Origin of the sequence: Pantoea rwandensis (genome assembly GCF_000759475.1) — a bacterium.
Taxonomy (GTDB): Bacteria; Pseudomonadota; Gammaproteobacteria; order Enterobacterales; family Enterobacteriaceae; genus Pantoea; species Pantoea rwandensis_B.
Genome location: NZ_CP009454.1, coordinates 3,948,243 through 3,967,827 on the forward strand (window position 1 = coordinate 3,948,243; position 19,585 = coordinate 3,967,827).

General features: G+C 54.3%; 14 protein-coding genes. 8 read left to right on the forward strand and 6 right to left on the reverse strand.

All coding sequences use genetic code 11. The features are described from left to right. Window positions 1-112: 112 nt before the first annotated feature. The 6 genes from LH22_RS18170 (at window position 113) to LH22_RS18195 (ending at window position 7,090) form a co-directional block, all read left to right on the forward strand. Window positions 113-1,261, forward strand: a complete 1,149-nt coding sequence (locus LH22_RS18170) for an iron-containing alcohol dehydrogenase (protein ID WP_038649013.1) — start codon at window positions 113-115, stop codon at window positions 1,259-1,261. A 17-nt stretch (window positions 1,262-1,278) separates the two neighbouring features. Then, on the forward strand, window positions 1,279-2,163 hold the full coding sequence (locus LH22_RS18175) for a dihydrodipicolinate synthase family protein (protein ID WP_038649016.1): 885 nt from the start codon (window positions 1,279-1,281) through the stop codon (window positions 2,161-2,163). A 54-nt stretch (window positions 2,164-2,217) separates the two neighbouring features. Next, a complete protein-coding gene (locus tag LH22_RS18180) occupies window positions 2,218-3,171 on the forward strand; it encodes a phosphoglycerate dehydrogenase (protein WP_038649018.1) in 954 nt (317 codons plus the stop codon). A gap of 151 nt (window positions 3,172-3,322) precedes the next feature. Beyond that, window positions 3,323-4,642, forward strand: a complete 1,320-nt coding sequence (locus LH22_RS18185; RefSeq protein ID WP_038649020.1) for an MFS transporter — start codon at window positions 3,323-3,325, stop codon at window positions 4,640-4,642. 70 nt (window positions 4,643-4,712) lie between these two features. Beyond that, entirely contained in the window at window positions 4,713-6,050 is a 1,338-nt protein-coding gene (locus tag LH22_RS18190; protein ID WP_038649022.1) for an MFS transporter, read from the forward strand. Then, on the forward strand, window positions 6,047-7,090 hold the full coding sequence (locus LH22_RS18195; RefSeq protein WP_038649025.1) for a cyclase family protein: 1,044 nt from the start codon (window positions 6,047-6,049) through the stop codon (window positions 7,088-7,090). The genes LH22_RS18190 and LH22_RS18195 overlap by 4 nt, the downstream gene beginning before the upstream one ends. A gap of 289 nt (window positions 7,091-7,379) precedes the next feature. Here the strand turns inward: LH22_RS18195 and yacL are convergent, their stop codons facing one another. The 3 genes from yacL to LH22_RS18210 form a co-directional block, all read right to left on the reverse strand. Further along, on the reverse strand, window positions 7,380-7,742 hold the full coding sequence (gene yacL / locus LH22_RS18200) for a protein YacL (RefSeq protein ID WP_038649027.1): 363 nt from the start codon (window positions 7,740-7,742) through the stop codon (window positions 7,380-7,382). A 176-nt stretch (window positions 7,743-7,918) separates the two neighbouring features. Further along, entirely contained in the window at window positions 7,919-10,516 is a 2,598-nt protein-coding gene (gene acnB, locus LH22_RS18205) for a bifunctional aconitate hydratase 2/2-methylisocitrate dehydratase (RefSeq protein WP_071845632.1), read from the reverse strand. A gap of 237 nt (window positions 10,517-10,753) precedes the next feature. Beyond that, window positions 10,754-11,749: an aldo/keto reductase gene (locus tag LH22_RS18210; RefSeq protein WP_038649032.1), complete on the reverse strand. Its 996-nt coding sequence runs from the start codon at window positions 11,747-11,749 to the stop codon at window positions 10,754-10,756. A gap of 98 nt (window positions 11,750-11,847) precedes the next feature. On the opposite strand from LH22_RS18210, the gene LH22_RS18215 reads away from it, so the two are divergent. Further along, entirely contained in the window at window positions 11,848-12,756 is a 909-nt protein-coding gene (locus tag LH22_RS18215; protein WP_038649034.1) for a LysR family transcriptional regulator, read from the forward strand. A 271-nt stretch (window positions 12,757-13,027) separates the two neighbouring features. Then, complete coding sequence (locus tag LH22_RS21050) at window positions 13,028-13,174, forward strand: Hok/Gef family protein (RefSeq protein WP_139810742.1); 147 nt, start codon at window positions 13,028-13,030, stop codon at window positions 13,172-13,174. A 145-nt stretch (window positions 13,175-13,319) separates the two neighbouring features. On the opposite strand, the gene lpdA is transcribed toward LH22_RS21050, so the two are convergent. The 3 genes from lpdA to aceE all read right to left on the reverse strand — a co-directional run bounded on the left by lpdA (window position 13,320) and on the right by aceE (window position 19,487). Continuing rightward, the gene (gene lpdA, locus LH22_RS18220; RefSeq protein ID WP_038650261.1) at window positions 13,320-14,744 is read right to left on the reverse strand and encodes a dihydrolipoyl dehydrogenase; all 1,425 of its coding nucleotides are present in this window, start codon (window positions 14,742-14,744) and stop codon (window positions 13,320-13,322) included. Window positions 14,745-14,919: 175 nt separating this feature from the next. Further along, window positions 14,920-16,806, reverse strand: coding sequence for a pyruvate dehydrogenase complex dihydrolipoyllysine-residue acetyltransferase (gene aceF / locus LH22_RS18225; protein WP_038649037.1), 1,887 nt, complete (start codon window positions 16,804-16,806; stop codon window positions 14,920-14,922). A gap of 14 nt (window positions 16,807-16,820) precedes the next feature. Next, the gene (aceE, locus tag LH22_RS18230; RefSeq protein WP_034829620.1) at window positions 16,821-19,487 is read right to left on the reverse strand and encodes a pyruvate dehydrogenase (acetyl-transferring), homodimeric type; all 2,667 of its coding nucleotides are present in this window, start codon (window positions 19,485-19,487) and stop codon (window positions 16,821-16,823) included. Between the last annotated feature and the right edge of the window lie 98 nt (window positions 19,488-19,585).

Genomic DNA, 19,585 nt, shown 5'->3' on the forward strand with positions numbered 1-19,585 from the left:
AAATTATTTGAAATCAATTTGTCCTATAAATTTAGGCACTGTAGTGACAGAACCCGCACTGAATGAGCAAAATTAATCATTTAGTACGAAAAAACCGCGATAAGGGTATGAAATGAATATCAACAGCACCGTGATCAGTGGCTTTCAGGCGCTTAATGACCTCAGCTATTTGCTGCAGGGTAAAGAAAAAGCGCTTCTGGTAACCGATAAAAATATCGAAGGCATTCCAGCGGTTCAGTCGCTGATCGCGCAGCTGAAGCAGCAGATCAGCAGTTTGAGCATTGTGAACAGCGTGCCACCCGAACCGAGCCAGCACGATGTCGCCGCCATTGTGGCCGCGTTACCCTCAACCGACATTGATCTGGTGATTGGCGTGGGCGGTGGCAGCGTGTTGGATGTCGCCAAACTGCTGTCCATTCTGTGCGTTGACGGTGCGCCGACACTGGATGCCCTGCTCGCCGGTGAGAAACCCCTGACCCGCACCACGTCACTGTTGATTCCGACGACTGCCGGTACGGGTTCCGAAGCCACACCGAACGCGATCCTGGCGATCCCAGAGAAAGAGACCAAAGTCGGCATCATTACTCCGGTGATGCTGCCCGATTATGTCGCACTGGTGCCTGAACTGACCACCAGCATGCCACCGCATATCGCCTCTTCCACCGGAATCGATGCTCTGTGTCATCTGATCGAGTGCTTTACCGCCACCGTGTCCAATCCGGTGAGTGATAACTATGCGCTGATCGGCATGAAAAAGCTGTTTGCCAGCCTTGAGACCACGATTGCCGAACCAGGCAACCTCGAAGCGCGCCTCAACATGCTGTGGGCCTCTTATTATGGTGGCGCATCGATTGCCCATGCAGGCACCCATCTGGTGCATGCGATGTCCTATCCGCTGGGCGGCAAATATCATCTGCCGCACGGTGTGGCGAACGCCATTCTGCTGGCACCCTGCATGCGCTTTGTGCGCCCCGCTGCGGTGAGCAAATTCGCGCAGGCCTACGATCTGCTGCCGGACGCCGATGCCTCACTGGATGAAGAGGCGAAATCGCACGCGCTGGTGGAGTATTTCGCCGCGCTGGTGAAACGTCTCAAACTGCCTGCCAGCCTCGAAGAACTGGGCATCGGCCCGGATCATCTGCCGTATCTGGTTGAAGCCGCGCTCGACGTGCAGCGCCTGATGAAGAATGTACCGATGAAAGTGAGCGCCGATGACGTACGAAACGTCTACCTGACGCTGTTTCCGGCTTTGAATCACTAAGGATTAATGAGGGCATCATGAGCAAGAAAATTCAGGGCGTATTAACCGCCATCGTCACCACCTTTGATAGCGAAGGTGCGTTTAATCCCGCGGCTCAGCGCCTGCAGGTACAACGTCAGCTTAGCGCCGGCAACGGTATTTTCTGTGGCGGCACCAATGGTGAGTTCTTTGTGCTCAACGAGCAGGAGAAATTAGCCGTCACCGAAACCTGTGTCGATGAAGTGAACGGCAGCGCGCCGGTTGTGGCACACATCGGTGAAATCTCCACCCGTGAAACCATCCGTCTCGGCAAGCAAGTCGCCAAACTGGGCGTGGATGCGGTTTCAGTGATCACCCCGTATTTCGTGCCGCTGAAGCAGGAAGAGTTGATTGCGCACTACCGCGCGGTAGCGGATGCGATTGAAGTGCCGCTGTATCTGTACAACATCCCTGCGCGCACCGGCAACACTTTGCAGCCGGAAACCGTGCGTGCGTTGGCTTCGCATCCCAACATCATCGGCATTAAAGACAGCGCGGGCAGCTATGAAAGTCTGAGCGGTTTCCTTAAGGCTGCCGAAGGCATGGAGAACTTCAACGTGCTGACCGGTCCAGATTCGCTGATCCATCGTGGTTTTGTCGAAGGCTGCACCGCCTGTATTTCGGGTCTCGCCAACGTGGCACCGAAAGAGATCAACGCCATTTGGGCACGTTTCCACGCGGGTGATATTGAAGGCTCGCGTCAGGCGCAGGAAAACATTACTGGCCTGCGTACCGATCTCTACAGCGTCGGTTTCCCGCCCGCTACCGTGAAGAAAGCCGTTTCACTGCTGGGTTCAGATGTGGGTAACAGCCGCTATGCGGTGAGCTTCTCTGCCGAAGAAGAGCAGAAGATCCGCCAAATCGTGAATCAGTATCTGCAGTAATGACCGATTGGGCAGCCTTTGCTGCCCGCTCCAACACCAGGATTGGGAAACGCTATGAAAGTTATCTGTACTTCACCGTCTTTCGCCAAATACGACGCTGCACCTATCAACACCCTGCAACAGCATGGTTTTGAGCTGATCACGCTGCCCGCCGATGCACCGCTCAGCGCGCTGGAACCGCATCTGGCCGAGACCGTGGCGATGATTGTTGCCTTCACCGATGTGAACGAAGCACTGCTGGCGCAAGCGCCTCAGCTGAAGATCGTGTGTAAGCATGGCGTCGGTGTCGACAACATCAATCTGGATGCCACCCGCGCACGCGGCATTTACGTCACCAATGTGCCGGATGCCAACAAACATGCCGTGGCCGATTTCGCCTTTGCCCTGATCCTCAACAGCGCGCGTCAGATCACTCAGGCCGCCATTGAAACCCGTGCCGGCAACTGGCCGCGCATCTTTGCCACCGACGTGTATGGCAAAACGCTGGGTATTATCGGCCTCGGGAATATCGGCAAACAGGTCGCGCTGCGTGCCAAAGGCTTCAATATGCGCGTGATTGCGTTCGATTTTTATCCGGATGAAAAATTTGCTGCCGAGCATGGCATCGAATTCGTCAGCCTCGATCAGTTGACCGAAAACAGCGATTTCATCACGTTGCACAAGCCGCTCACCGATAAAACCCAGAATCTGTTCGATGCTGCCCGCATCAAGCGCATGAAGAAGAGCGCTTTCCTGATCAATGCCTCACGCGGTGGCATCGTCAACGAACAAGATTTGTATCAGGCGCTGCTGGATAACGTCATCGCCGGTGCCGCTGCCGATGTCTTCGAGCAGGAACCGCTGGCGGAACATCCGCTGTTCACGCTCAGCAACTTTATCCCTACTTCGCATATCGCGGGTTACACCGACGGCGCCATCAGCGCGATTGGTGAACGCTGCGTTGCGCAGATTGTGCAGTGCATTAAACAGGGCGAGCGCCCGACAAATGTTATGAACGGGCTGGATTAATTTTCTCAAAACCCTACTTAATCCAAATTTTAATCCCCAGTCATGAATGCTGTAGCCAGTGATAAGGTCATTTACCCCCAGACGAGTGGGATAAATGATGGCCGTCAACGCCGCTATCGCACGAAGGACGCCGGGAAGGTGAAAAAATATTATGAACAACACCTCTCGCTCTACCCGCATTCGCTGGTGGATTGCTGGCCTGATGTGGCTGGCAATCGCCATTAACTATATTGACCGTACCGTACTCTCTGCGGCTGCCCCGCATTTGATCAAAGAGCTCGACATCAATCCCGAGATGATGGGCTTTATCATGGCAGCGTTTTTCTGGTCTTATGCGCTGTTGCAGATCCCGGCGGGCTGGTTCGCCGATCGCTTCGGTCAGAAAAAAGGTCTCGGTATTGCGGTGGCCTGGTGGTCAATTGCTACCATGGCTATGGGGCTGGCAACCGGCTTTAAATCACTGCTGGCGCTGCGTTTAGCGCTCGGCGTCGGTGAAGCCGCCGCGTACCCCAGCAACGCGGGTATCACCGCGCGCTGGTTCCCGGATCGCGAACGTGCCACGGTGTCAGGCCTGTTCGACAGCGCATCGAAATTTGGCGGTGCCGTTGCCATGCCGCTGATCGTGTTTATGATCGCCATGTTCGACTGGCGCATCACCTTCCTGGTGATTGGTTCACTCGGTGTGTTCTGGGTCATTGCCTGGTACTTCATTTATTCGGAAAACCCGGAAGATCACAAAGCGATCAGCCAGGAAGAAGTGCGCTTTATCCGTGATGGTCAGGCGCAGAAACACGGCGACAAAAGCGTCCGTCCGATGAAGTGGTACAAGTTGCTGCGCTACCGCAATATCTGGGCAATGTGCATTGGCTTCTTCACCATCAACTACACCTCATACTTCTTTATCACCTGGCTGCCGACCTACCTGGTGAAAGATAAAGGCATGGATTTCCTCAAAATGGGGATGGTGGCTGCACTGCCGTTGATTTGCGGCATGGTGATTGAAGTACTGGCGGGTTGGGCATCGGATCGCATGGTGCACAACAAGGTGCTGTCGCTGACCGCTACGCGCAAGCTGTTCCTGACCATTGGTCTGCTGATGGCACTGTGCATCGGTTTTGCCCCGTTCACTGACTCGGTATTTATGACCGTGCTGCTGCTGTGTATCGCTAAATCGGGCACCACCGTTGCGGCTTCTCAGGTCTGGGCGCTGCCAGGCGATGTGGCACCACAGAACAGCGTCTCCATTGTGGCTGGCCTGCAAAATACCGTTTCGAACATGGGCGGTGCCGTGGGTCCCATCATTACCGGCGCTATCGTCGGGGCGACAGGCCACTTCACCTGGGCGCTGGTGTTCTCTGCTGTATTAGTGGTTATCGGTATTGTTAACTACCTGTTCCTGATGGGTAAAGTTGAACCTATCGTGGATGAGGAACAGGCGCATCATCCACACTCCGTGGTCAGCGGCGCGTAAGTGCCAAACTCGCCGCATCGTCCTGATGCGGCGTTTCCCCTACAGAAAATAAAAAACAATTGGAGGCGACATGTCGCTGAATTCCAATGGATCACCTGCTGCATTTCAGGCAAGTAAAGCGAAAGGGAAATTTCGTTTCGTCATTCTCACGGTGCTGTCAGTTGGCATCGCCATCAACTACATCGATCGCGCCGCCATGAGTGTCGCCATGCCGTTTATGAGCCAGGAGTTGCACTTCTCGCCCACTGACAGCGGCTTATTGCTCTCGGCGTTTTTCTGGAGCTATGTGCTGTTCCAGCTGCCCGGCGGCTGGCTGGTCGATAAACTCGGTCCACGCATCACTTTTGCCGTCAGCAGCCTTGGCTGGGGTTTAGCCACCGCCGCCTGTGGCCTGGCCAGTTCTATTGCCGCACTGGTGGGCTTCCGCTTTGTGCTCGGCGCGGTAGAAGCCCCCAGTTATCCCGCCAGTTCTTCAACGGTAACACGCTGGTTCCCACGTCAGGAGCGCAGCTTCGCGGCGGCCACTTTCAACAACGGCAGTAAAATCGGCGGCACGCTGGCGATTCCGATTATCTCCTTCCTGATTGCGTTGGTCGGCTGGCGTATGACTTTCGTCATCTCCGGCGTGGTGGCGGTAGTGTGGGCGCTGGCGTGGTATTTGTGGTATCGCGATCCGCGCGATCACAAAACGGTGACGCGTGAGGAAGTGGAGTTCATTGAGGCCAATCAGGATCCACAAACCGGCGATCCAATGAGCGTGCGCCAGTTGTTGGGCCAACGTGCCGTACAGGCGATGATGGCCGGCTTCTTCTGCATTAACTTCGTTTCTTACTTCTTCTTTACCTGGTTCCCAACCTATCTGGTGGAAACCTTTCACTTGTCACTGATGAAATTCGGTCTGCTCGGCATGCTGCCTGGACTGGCGGCGATTGTGGGCGGCTGGTGTGGCGGGTTGCTGTCCGATTCACTGGTACGTCGCGGTTACTCGCTGAGCGTGGCGCGCAAGATCCCGCTGGTCGGCGGCATGCTCGGTAGCGCCACCATCGGTCTCGCGGCGTTCTCCCCCACTGTTGGCCTTGCGCTGGCAGCACTCTGCTTTGCCAACTTCGCCGCCACCTTTGCGTCTGCCGCGCTGTGGGCGCTGCCGTCAGATGTCGCGCCAAACCGCGCTAACGTTGCCACCATCGGCGGTATCCAGAACATGGCGGCCAATCTGGCCGGGATTATTTCGCCTATCCTGATCGGGGTGATCATGCAATACACGCACTCCTTTGTGATCCCACTAGAGATCGCCGGGGTGATCGGTGTTGTGGGGGCGCTGATTTACGCCTTCTGGCTGCCGCGTGTGCAGCCGATGGGCACCGAATCTGCCGCAGCACTGGAAGGCAACTTAAGGAGAGAAGTATGAATGCTCGCTGGAAGCAACGCCCGGCACAGGCGACCTGGGGGGATTTTGGTCCCGACGATCAGCTCGGTCGATTGAATCTTTTAACCGCGCAAAAGGTGCTGGAAGGCGTAGCCGAGGTAAAAACCGGACAAACTTTCTGCCTGAGTTTACCGCTCGATCTACCGGGCGGCACGGCGATGAATCCACGTCGGCCGCCGCCTCAGCTCAATGCGACACGCCGTGGCGAACATGCCAATATGACCTATCCGCTGTCGCGTGATAACCCGCTGCTCACCGATGTGATCTGTGATGATACCGTGACGCTGGCACTGCAATATTCGACACAGTGGGACAGCCTGGCACACATGGGGCAGTGGTTCGACGTCAACGGCAATGGCGAACCAGAGATGGTGTTTTACAACGGCTATAAAGCCAATGTGGATATCGTTGGGGAAACTGATTATCGCGGCGGTTGCGGCTGCGATCACGGCAGCCATTTGGGCGCGAAGAAACTCGGCATCGAAAATGTGGCGCAGCACGGCATGCAAGGCCGCGCCGTGATGATTGATATTAAACGTCACTTCGGCACCGAGCGGTTCGCCTTTGGTTATCAGCATCTGCAGCAAATTTTACAGGCAGATGGCATCGAGGTGCGCCAGGGCGACATGGTGTGTTTCCGCACCGGCATGGATGAAGCGATTCTGGCGATGCAGGGCGAGCCGGATATGACGTTTTTGAACAGCCACTTTGCGGGTCTGGATGGCAGTGATGAGCAGCTGCGCAACTGGATCGTCGAGAGCGACGTAGTGGCGCTGATTGCCGATAATCCGGCGGTGGAAATTTTACCGGCGCGCCCAATGAACGATGATTTTTATCCGTCGCATCCGCTGCATGATTTATGTCTGTTCAGATTGGGGGTGTATCTCGGCGAGCTGATGTTACTCAGTCCGCTGGCGGATTGGCTGGCGCAGCACCAGCGCCATGCGTTTCTGCTCACCGCCCCACCGTTGCGTTTACCGGGCGCGGTGGGATCGCCCGCCACGCCGGTGGCGACGGTTTAGGTTGTGAGCAGAGTTGTGGCAGATCGCTCCAAATAAAGCGATGATCAATCCAACAGGACAGAGAAGCCTCGCCCGAAGAGCAAAGCGTCCGCCACATGGATGTGGCGGTCGATCAGCATGGATGCGTGATTCCTTTGCGATCGGGCGGGGATTTTCTGGATCGAGCACCAAGCCCGGCAGCAAAAAAACAGCAACACAATTTACCAAGTGCGCATAAATGCGCACCCGACGAAAACAATACCAGGCTTGGCGTCACAGACTTTGACTACGACATGTACGTGTATCCAACTTACTTACCGGCGAGAAACTGCCGATAAGCCGCAATCACCGCCAGAAAATCTTCCACACCGCAAAACGACAGGCTCTCTTCGTCGTAATAGGTCATGCCCTCTTCCATGCCATCATCTTCCAGCGCCAGCTGGTTGGCACGGATCATCACCTCTTCTTCATCCAGCCAGATGGTGTACTCATGTCCGACACGCTGCCACTGATTGATGGTGCCCTTCACTTCCCGCGCTGCCGCTTCCACTTCATCCAGCAGGGCCAGATTATCGCTGACCTCTTCATTGAACCAGTGCCCCACCGCTTCGTGGTCCATCGACATACGTACTTTGACCTGCCCGGTCAAATCACGCAGAAATTCATACTCCATGGGTTTGCCTCGTGTAGCTAATGGCGCGACGTGCAGCACCGGTTAGGTGCATTTTGTGCGTAGCGCGCTGAATAAAGTGGGATCGCGCTCGCATTATGCCAGGTCATGCATGAGGAAAAAAGTGCACAAAAAAAGGGACGATTTTCATCGTCCCCTCTGCGTATTGCGTTTATTGATTAAACAGCGGTCTGGAAGATTACGCCGTCGGCTTTCTCAGTGTACTGACCCAGTTGGTCAAAGTTGAGATAGCGATAGGTATCAGCCGCCGTCTTATCAACCTGAACCATAAACTGCTGATACTCATCTGGCGTTGGCAGTTTACCCAGCAGGGATGCCACCGCAGCCAACTCAGCCGAAGCCAGGAACACGTTCGCGCCGGTACCCAGACGGTTCGGGAAGTTACGGGTTGACGTGGAAACCACTGTCGCACCGTCTTTCACACGCGCCTGGTTACCCATGCAAAGTGAGCAGCCTGGGATCTCAATACGCGCACCGCTCTTACCGAAGACGCTGTAGTAGCCCTCTTCCGTCAGCTGTGCGGCATCCATCTTGGTTGGTGGCGCAACCCACAGACGGGTTGGCAACTGGCCTTTATGCGCATCCAGCAGTTTACCGGCTGCACGGAAGTGACCAATGTTGGTCATGCAAGAGCCGATGAACACTTCATCGATCTTCTCGCCCTGCACATCAGACAACCAGCGTGCATCATCTGGATCGTTTGGCGCACACAGGATTGGCTCTTTGATTTCGGCCAGATCGATATCAATCACTGCCGCATACTCTGCATCCGCATCGCCTTCCAGCAGTTGCGGATCCGCCAGCCATTTCTGCATGCCTTCAACGCGGCGCTCCAGCGTACGACGATCGCCGTAACCTTCGGAGATCATCCACTTCAGCAGCACGATGTTTGAGTTGAGGTACTCAATGATCGGCTCTTTATCCAGCTTGATGGTACAGCCCGCCGCAGAACGCTCAGCAGAAGCATCGGTCAGCTCAAACGCCTGCTCCACTTTCAGTTTCGGCAGACCTTCAATTTCCAGCACGCGACCAGAGAAGATGTTTTTCTTCCCTTTCTTCTCAACGGTCAGCAGGCCTGCTTTGATGGCGTACAGCGGGATCGCATGCACCAGATCGCGCAGAGTGATGCCCGGCTGCATTTCGCCTTTGAAGCGCACCAGCACTGACTCAGGCATATCCAGTGGCATTACGCCGGTCGCAGCAGCAAATGCCACCAGACCAGAACCTGCCGGGAAGGAGATACCGATTGGGAAACGGGTGTGTGAATCGCCGCCAGTACCCACGGTATCTGGCAGCAGCATACGGTTCAGCCAGCTGTGGATAACGCCATCACCCGGACGCAGTGAGACACCGCCACGGTTCATGATGAAGTCTGGCAGAGTGTGGTGCGTGGTCACGTCAACCGGCTTAGGATAGGCTGCGGTATGACAGAATGACTGCATCACCAGGTCAGCAGAGAAGCCGAGGCATGCCAGGTCTTTCAGTTCATCACGGGTCATTGGACCGGTGGTGTCCTGAGAACCCACAGAAGTCATTTTAGGTTCACAGTAGGCACCCGGACGGATACCTTCAACGCCACAGGCACGGCCAACCATTTTCTGCGCCAGTGAGTAACCACGGGTGCTGGCAGCCGCATCTTTCGCCTGTACAAACACATCGCTGTGCGGCAGACCGAGAGCTTCGCGTGCTTTGGTGGTCAGGCCACGACCAATGATCAGTGGAATACGACCACCGGCACGGACTTCATCCAGCAGCACTTCGGTTTTCAGCTCGAAGGTCGCCAGCAGTTCGTCGGTTTCGTGATTGCGTACTTCGCCTTTGTAAGGGTAAACGTCGATGACGTCGCCCATTTCCAGACGGTCAACGTCGACTTCAATTGGCAGCGCGCCCGCATCTTCCATGGTGTTGAAGAAGATCGGTGCGATTTTACCGCCGAGGCACAGACCGCCGCCTTTTTTGTTTGGCACGTACGGAATGTCATCGCCCATGAACCACAACACCGAGTTGGTGGCGGATTTACGGGAAGAACCTGTACCCACAACATCACCGACGTAGGTCAGTGGGAAGCCTTTTTTCTGCAGTGCTTCGATCTGTTTGATCGGCCCAATGTTACCGGCATCGTCGGGTTCGATACCATCACGTGGGTTTTTCAACATCGCCAGTGCGTGCAGTGGAATATCCGGGCGAGACCATGCATCCGGTGCCGGAGAGAGGTCATCGGTGTTGGTTTCGCCGGTCACTTTAAACACGGTGGTGGTGATTTTTTCAGCCAGCTTAGGACGCTTCAGGAACCACTCTGCATCGGCCCAGGACTGGATAATTTTTTTCGCGTGGGGGTTACCCGCTTTCGCTTTCTCTTCGACATCGTAGAAGTTATCGAACATCAGCAGCGTGTGGGACAGGGCTTCAGCGGCAATCGGAGCCAGTGCTTCATCGTCAAGCGCTTCGATCAGGGCATGGATGTTGTAGCCACCCTGCATGGTGCCCAGCAGTTCAACTGCCTTTTCGCGAGTAACCAGAGGAGAGAGGGCTTCGCCCTTCGTGACAGCTGCCAGGAAACCAGCTTTTACATAAGCCGCTTCATCAACACCTGGGGGTACACGGTTGACCAATAGATCGGTCAGGAATTCTTCTTCACCCGCTGGCGGGTTTTTCAGCAGTTCAACCAGCGCGGCCATTTGGGAAGCATCTAACGGCTTAGGTACGATTCCCTGGGCAGCACGCTCGGCAACGTGCTTACGGTATTCTTCTAGCACGACGTTCTCCTCGCTCTCATTGTATAGCTTTCCGGTACACCCCTTGAGCTGTCAAACAGTAGGGTGAGGTGCCCGGTTCCGCGTCGGCCAGCATAGCAGCATTTCGGCTGATTGTTAATCTGTTTACAAAAAAGCAACATCCGTGCTTTATTTAGCAGATTTATCTGGAGATTGAGCGCGGTCACACAAAAAAGCAGGCCACCTGAGCCTGCTTTTTTGTGTTTTAGGAGCTAAAAATTAGCGATCGACCAGGGTGAATTCGCTTTCGTTGTAGCGCTCACCTTGAATGTTTTCTGGATTGAACAGCGTATCCAGGGCCTGAATATCTGCCGAATGAATGGTGAGAGCAGCCGCAGCACAGTTTTGTTCCAGATTGGCGATTTTGCTGGCACCAGGGATCGGCACAATATCCTCACCTTTCGCCAGCACCCATGCCAGCGCCAGTTGTGCTGCCGTCGCATCATAACCTGCAGCCATCTCTGAGAGCTGATTCACTAACTTCTGGTTATGCGTCTGTGCATCCTGCTGGAAACGCGGCAGGGAGCGACGAAAATCATCGTCCGCCAGCGTGGCCGCCGCCGGGAATTTGCCGGTGAGGAAACCTCGGCCTAAAGGACTGTAAGGGACAAATCCGATATTCAGCTCACGGCAGGTCGCAAGAAGCTCTTGCTCTGGATCGCGCGTCCACAGCGAGTATTCACTCTGCAGGGCGGAGATCGGATGCACCGCCTGCGCGCGGCGTAGAGTGGCGGATGAGACTTCGGATAAGCCGAGATACTTCACCTTCCCTTCACGCACCAGATCCGCCATCACGCCTACCACATCCTCTATCGGCACGGCCGGATCAAGACGATGCTGATACAGCAGTTCAATGGTTTCGACACCGAGTCGCTGGAGTGAACCTTCCACGGCGCGGCGGATATGCGCCGGTTCGCTATTGGCACCGGTAATGCGCTCCCAGCCCTCCCCATGATCGGTGATGCGGAAACCAAACTTGGTGGCGACCTTGATATCACTGCGGCCTTTGATCGCTTTAGCCAGCAACGTTTCATTGGTGAAGGGACCATAAACTTCAGCGGTATCGAGGAAATTGACACCGAGATCAAACGCGCGTGCCAGCGTATTCAACGCCTGTTTCTCATCATTCTGACCATAGGCAAAGCTCATGCCCATGCAGCCTAATCCTAACGCTGAAACCTGTAATCCCTGACTGCCTAATTGACGCTGTTGCATTGATTTATCCTCTTCGCTTACGGTGTTAATGTTATAAACCTCAGCAATCGCAGCAACAATTGTGCGATTTTCGTTGATTTAGTGAATGGAACTCAGCAATGAACAACTACCGTGCATCAATGCAGGAATTGGAGATGTTTGCCGCTATCGCGCAGCATCTGAGTTTTCGCAAAGCCGCTGAGGAGCGTAACGTGACGCCCTCCAGCCTGAGCCACGCCATGCGCAATTTTGAAGCGCGTTTAGGAGTACGGCTGTTACATCGCACCACGCGTAAGGTGGCACTGACCGAAGCCGGCGAGCGATTTTTGCTGCGCATCCAGCCTGCATTGGCCGATCTTTCACAAGCGGTGGATGAACTGAATGACTGGCGTAGCGATCCTCGTGGTGTGTTGCGCATCAGCATGCCGCGTTCCGCGGAGGCGCTGTTTTTTCAGTCCCTGATACTGCCGTTTGTGCAACGCTACCCGGAGATTACGCTAGAGATCGACAGCAATGACGCACTGGTCGATATCGTTGAGAGCGGTTTTGATGCGGGCGTGCGCTATGGCGATGTGCTGGCGCAGGATATGATCGCCCTGCCCTTTGGCAAGCCGATGCGGGCACTGGCGGTGGCCAGCCCGGCTTTTCTTGCGCAACATGGCGTTCCGCAGTTCCCGGCAGAGTTATTGCAGTTTCCCTGCATTGAAAGACGCTTTCCCAGCGGACGTCGTTATCGTTGGGAATTTTGGCAGGATGGGCGCAAACAGGAAGTGGCGGTAAAAGGCTCACTGGTGCTGGATAATAACGAGCGCATTCTGCAAGCGGCTCGCGCCGGATTAGGTATCGCCTTTTTGCATCAGGATGCCGTCCACACGGCTTTAGCCAAAGGGGAATTAGTTGAAATACTGGCTAATTATACCCAGGTTGAGGAAGGATTCTGGCTCTATTATCCCAGCAGGAAATACCTTTCCGCACCGCTCAGGCATTTTATTGACTGGATTAAAAATATTGAAAATAAATTAAGGTAACACCTAACACCTTTAACTAAAGGCGAATAATAAAACCGATAAATTTAATTGAAATTAAAGATTATTTAAACGTGAAATAAAAAGGAAATCGCGTAGACTGCCTGCGGGCGCTTGAGGCAATCTGCCTCAAGCATTATCAATTGAGGTGGGTTGTGGAAGGAGAAACTCATGCGGTCAATTTTCATCAACCGCACGAGCAGGCAACTACCCGAAACACCTAAGCAATGTTAGGGTAGTTGCTTGCTCGTGCTAATGCAAGGAGTAAGTGATTATGAAGTTATCATTCAGCAAGCTGATTATCGGCGGGCTCATGTTATTAGTGTTGTGCCTGGTGAATCGTAATACACTTTGTGAGTTACGATTTAAGATATTCGCTGCTGAATTATCTGCGGTAATGGCTTACGAAGTTAAGCAGTAAAACTTCAATAGCAGGGGTTCGCCCCTGCTATTTCCGGCAGGGCTTATGCGTTAGCTCCAGCGCCTTATTTATCTATTTAATTAAATAGAACCCGTAATAAAAAACGGCTCCATTAAGGAGCCGTTTCTTTATTTAGCACGAAAAATTATTTCTTTTTCGCTTTCGGGTTTGGCAGGTCAGTGATGCTACCTTCAAACACTTCAGCCGCCAGACCCACTGACTCATGCAAGGTTGGGTGCGCGTGAATGGTCAGTGCGATGTCTTCTGCATCACAGCCCATCTCGATCGCCAGACCGATTTCACCCAGCAGCTCGCCACCGTTGGTACCGACAATCGCACCACCGATGACACGGTGAGTCTCTTTGTCGAAGATCAGCTTAGTCATGCCGTCTGCGCAGTCAGAAGCGATTGCACGACCAGAAGCGGCCCACGGGAAGGTGGAAACTTCGTAGCTGATGCCTTTCTCTTTGGCTTCTTTCTCGGTCAGACCAACCCAGGCAACTTCTGGCTCGGTATAGGCAATAGAAGGGATCACTTTCGGGTCGAAGTAGTGCTTCAGACCAGAAATCACTTCTGCCGCCACATGGCCTTCATGCACACCTTTGTGCGCCAGCATTGGCTGACCGACGATATCGCCGATAGCGAAGATGTGCGGCACGTTGGTACGCAGTTGCTTATCGACGCGGATGAAACCACGGTCGTCCACTTCCACGCCCGCTTTGCCCGCATCCAGACCTTTGCCATTTGGCACACGGCCGATTGCTACCAGCACTGCGTCATAACGCTGTGCTTCAGCCGGGGCTTTTTTACCTTCCATTGATACGTAGATACCATCGTCTTTCGCTTCAACAGCGGTCACTTTGGTTTCCAGCATCAGGTTGAATTTCTTGCTGATGCGTTTGGTGAAGACTTTCACCACGTCTTTATCAGCAGCAGGGATAACCTGGTCGAACATCTCAACCACGTCGATCTCTGAACCCAGCGCGTTATACACGGTGGCCATTTCCAGACCGATGATGCCGCCGCCCATAACCAGCAAACGCTTAGGCACTTCTTTCAGTTCCAGCGCGTCTGTAGAGTCCCACACGCGTGGATCGTTGTGTGGAATGAAAGGCAGTTCGATTGGGCGAGAGCCGGCAGCGATGATCGCGTTATCGAAGTTGATGGTGGTTGCGCCACCCTCACCTTCCACCACCAGGGTGTTCGCGCCGGTAAATTTACCCAGACCGGTAACCACTTTCACTTTACGGCCTTTCGCCATACCGGCCAGACCGCCAGTCAGTTGAGTGATGACCTTCTCTTTCCAGGTACGAATCTTGTTGATGTCAGTTTGCGGCTGGCCAAACACGATGCCGTGCTCTTCCAGTGCTTTGGCTTCTTCGATCACTTTCGCAACATGAAGCAGCGCTTTTGACGGGATACAGCCCACGTTCAGACAAACACCACCGAGGGTGCTGTAACGCTCAACGATTACGGTTTCCAGACCTAAATCAGCGCAACGGAAGGCTGCAGAGTAACCTGCAGGACCTGCCCCAAGTACCACGACTTGAGTTTTAATCTCTGTACTCATCATGACCTCTTATTAGATTGCCGGCGGCCAGACGTAGAGCCTATCCCAGGCTCTGCATGCCCTAAATCCACCGGGACATTTCACCGCAAGAGTTTACAGAATTGTTAATAAACTGCCAACCGCGGCAACTCCGAATGCTTACAACAAGGCCGGCATTTGCCGGCCTTGGTTAACTTCACATCACCAGACGGCGAATGTCGGACAGTGTGTTGTTGATGATGGTGATAAAGCGCGCACCATCAGCACCGTCGATCACGCGGTGGTCGAAGGAGAGTGAGATTGGCATCATCAGACGCGGCTCAAACTCTTTACCGTTCCACACCGGCTCCATCGCAGACTTAGACACACCGAGGATCGCCACTTCTGGCGCATTCACGATAGGTGCGAAGTGCGTGGTGCCCAGGCCACCAAGGCTGGAGATGGTGAAGCAACCGCCCTGCATATCGCCAGCGGTCAGCTTGCCATCACGCGCTTTCTTAGAAATCGCCATCAGCTCACGCGACAGTTCAGTGATGCCTTTCTTGTTCACATCTTTGAACACTGGAACCACCAGACCATTTGGCGTATCGACCGCCACACCGATGTTGATGTATTTCTTCAGCGTCAGTCGTTGTGCATCTTCAGACAGTGAACTGTTGAAACGCGGCATCTGTTCCAGCGCAGCGGCAACGGCTTTCATGATGAACACCACAGGGGTGAACTTCACATCCAGCTTACGTTTTTCCGCTTCGGCGTTTTGCTGCTTACGGAACGCTTCCAGATCGGTGATATCGGTTTTATCGAAGTGCGTAACGTGTGGGATAACCACCCAGTTACGGCTCAGGTTAGCGCCCGAGATTTTCTGGATGCGACCCAGTTCCACTTCTTCGACTTCACCAAACTTGCTGAAGTCCACTTTCGGCCAAGGCAGCAGACCCGGCAGGCTTCCGCCGCTTGCTGCAGCAGCCGGAGCGGCTTCCGCACGTTTCACCGCATCTTTCACGTAAGACTGCACGTCTTCTTTCAGGATGCGACCTTTACGGCCAGTGCCTTTGACTTTCGCCAGATTCACACCGAACTCACGCGCCAGGCGACGGATCACCGGGGTCGCGTGAACGTAAGCGTCGTTCTCAGCAAACTCACCTTTCGCATCAGCTTTTGCTGCTGGTGCAGCGGCAGGTTTCGCTGCCGCCGGCGCTGGAGCCGCTTCCTGTTTCGCCGCAGGTGCCGCAGCAGCAGGCGCAGCGCCTTCTACTTCGAACACCATGATCAGTGAACCGGTGCTGACTTTATCGCCGGTAGACACTTTCAGCTCTTTCACGGTACCGGCGAATGGCGCAGGCACTTCCATTGACGCTTTGTCGCCTTCAACCACGATCAGTGACTGCTCAGCGGTGACTTTGTCGCCCACTTTGACCAGCACTTCGGTGACTTCAACTTCATCGCCGCCAATGTCTGGCACGTTGACGTCTTTCGCGCCACCCGCAGCAGCCGTGGCAGCAGCGGGAGCCGCTTCCTGCTTCGCGGCTGGGGCCGCAGCCGGTGCAGCACCTTCGGCTTCGAAGATCATGATCAGCGAGCCGGTATTCACTTTATCGCCAGTAGCGATTTTGATCTCTTTCACCACGCCCGCGAACGGTGCTGGCACTTCCATTGAAGCCTTATCGCCTTCAACGGTAAGCAGAGATTGTTCAGCTTCAACTTTATCGCCGACTTTCACCAGAATCTCGGTGACTTCAACTTCATCACCGCCGATATCAGGCACGTTCACTTCTTTACTTACTGCCGCAGCAGCAGGCGCCGGAGCGGCTTCGGCTTTTTTCTCTTCTGCTGCAGGGGCAGCGGCCGCGCCTTCAGCGTCGAAGATCATGATCAGTGAACCGGTATTCACTTTGTCACCGGTCGCGATCTTGATCTCTTTGACGACGCCCGCTTGTGGCGAAGGCACTTCCATTGAGGCTTTATCGCCTTCCACGGTGATCAGCGACTGTTCAGCTTCAACTTTGTCGCCCACCTTCACCAGGATTTCGGTGACTTCAACTTCGTCTGACCCGATATCCGGTACGTTAATTTCGATAGCCATTACTCTCTTACCTCTTAAGCCAGACGCGGGTTAACTTTATCGGCATCGATGCTGAATTTGGTGATCGCTTCTGCCACCACTTTCTTATCGATTTCGCCGCGTTTAGCCAGCTCACCCAGCGCTGCAACCACAACATACGATGCATCCACTTCGAAGTGGTGACGCAGGTTTTCGCGGCTGTCTGAACGACCGAAGCCATCGGTACCCAGTACGCGATAATCGCTTGAAGGTACGTAGCTGCGAACCTGTTCTGCGAACAGCTTCATGTAGTCCGTTGAGGCAACAGCTGGCGCTTCGTTCATTACCTGAGCGATGTACGGCACGCGAGGCGCTTCAGTTGGGTGCAGCATGTTCCAGCGCTCACAATCCTGGCCATCACGCGCCAGTTCAGTGAACGAGGTAACGCTGTAAACGTCAGAACCGATGCCGTAGTCTTTCGCCAGGATCTGTGCGGCTTCGCGCACGTGGCGCAGGATAGAACCTGAACCCAGCAGCTGCACTTTGCCTTTGCTACCGTCTACAGTTTCCAGCTTGTAGATACCCTTACGGATACCCTCTTCCGCACCCTGCGGCATCGCAGGCATGTGGTAGTTTTCGTTCAGCGTGGTGATGTAGTAGTAGATGTTTTCCTGCGCTTCGCCGTACATACGCACCAGACCATCTTGCATGATGACCGCAACTTCGTACGCGTAAGACGGATCGTAAGAGATACAGTTCGGGATAGTCAGCGACTGAATGTGGCTATGGCCATCTTCGTGCTGCAGACCTTCACCGTTCAGCGTCGTACGACCTGAGGTACCGCCGACCAGGAAGCCGCGCGCCTGTTGGTCGCCCGCCAGCCACATCAGATCGCCGATACGCTGGAAACCGAACATTGAGTAATAGATGTAGAACGGAATCATCGGCAGGTTGTTGGTGCTGTAAGAGGTCGCCGCCGCCAGCCAGGATGAACCTGCGCCCAGCTCGTTGATCCCTTCCTGCAGAATCTGGCCTTTCTCGTCTTCTTTATAGTAAGCAACCTGCTCACGGTCCTGCGGGGTGTATTGCTGGCCGTTCGGGCTGTAAATCCCGATCTGACGGAACAGACCTTCCATACCGAAGGTACGCGCCTCATCCGCAAGGATTGGCACCAGACGATCTTTGATCGACTTGTTCTTCAGCATCACGTTCAGGGCACGTACAAACGCGATGGTGGTGGAGATCTCTTTGTTCTGCTCTTCCAGCAACGGTTTGAACTCTTCCAGCGTTGGCATTTCCAGCTTCTCGCTGAACTCTGCCTGACGGGTTGGCAGGTAGCCACCCAGCTTCTCACGCTGACCGTGCAGGTAGTTATATTCGTCAGAACCTTTCTCGAAGGTCACATACGGCAGGCTTTCGATCTGATCGTCAGCCACTGGCACGTTGAAGCGATCACGGATGTAGCGAACGCCATCCATGTTCATCTTCTTCACCTGGTGCGCGATGTTTTTACCTTCCGCAGTGTCACCCATACCATAACCTTTGATGGTATGTGCCAGGATCAGGGTCGGCTGACCTTTGGTGTCCTGCGCTTTTTTCAGTGCCGCGTAGATTTTCTTCGGATCGTGACCACCACGGTTCAGGGCGAAGATCTCTTCGTCTGACCAGTCTTTCACCAGTGCTGCGGTCTCCGGGTATTTACCGAAGAAGTGCTCACGCACGTAAGCGCCATCACGGGATTTGAAGGTCTGGTAGTCGCCATCAACGGTTTCATTCATCAGCTGGATCAGTTTACCGCTGGTGTCCTGCTTCAGCAGTTCATCCCAACGCGCGCCCCAGATCACTTTGATCACGTTCCAGCCAGCGCCGGCAAAGATGCCTTCCAGCTCGTTGATGATTTTGCCATTACCGGTAACCGGGCCATCAAGGCGCTGCAGGTTACAGTTAATGATGAACACCAGGTTGTCCAGCTTCTCACGGGTGGCGATGGTGATCGCACCTTTAGATTCTGGCTCATCCATCTCGCCATCACCGAGGAAGGCGTAAACGGTCTGGTTAGACGTGTCTTTCAGGCCACGGTGTTCCAGATATTTCAGGAACTTCGCCTGATAGATCGCGTTCAGTGGACCCAGACCCATAGAAACGGTTGGGAACTGCCAGAAGTCAGGCATCAGTTTCGGGTGCGGGTAAGACGAGAGACCTTTACCGTGCACTTCCTGACGGAAGTTGTTCATCTGCTCTTCGGTCAGACGGCCTTCAAGGAAAGCACGTGAGTAGATGCCTGGAGAGATATGGCCCTGGAAGTAAACCAGATCGCCGCCGTCTTTATCACTGCGCGCACGGAAGAAGTGGTTGAAGCACACTTCATAAATGGTGGCAGAAGACTGGAAAGATGAGAGGTGACCACCCAGCTCCAGATCTTTCTTCGATGCACGCAGGACCGACATAATGGCGTTCCAGCGAATTGCGGAACGGATACGACGTTCAAGAGAGGTGTTGCCCGGATAGTCCGGTTCATCTTCAACAGCAATAGAGTTGATGTAGTTACTGATAGCCGACGCACCGCCAGCCACTTTCACGCCACCTTTGCGTGCTGCGTTCAATACCTGATCAAGCAGATACTGCGCGCGCTCAACACCTTCTTCACGGATGACCGATTCGATCGCCTGTAGCCAGTCACGAGTTTCGATCGGATCCACGTCATTCTGTAAACGTTCTGACATGGGGTGTGTTCCTTATCTGTGTCTAATACGTTGAATTATCAGGAGCCTGTCTGCTTGTGCTTTGCTTCTGGTTCACAGCACAAGTAAGACAGGCCCGT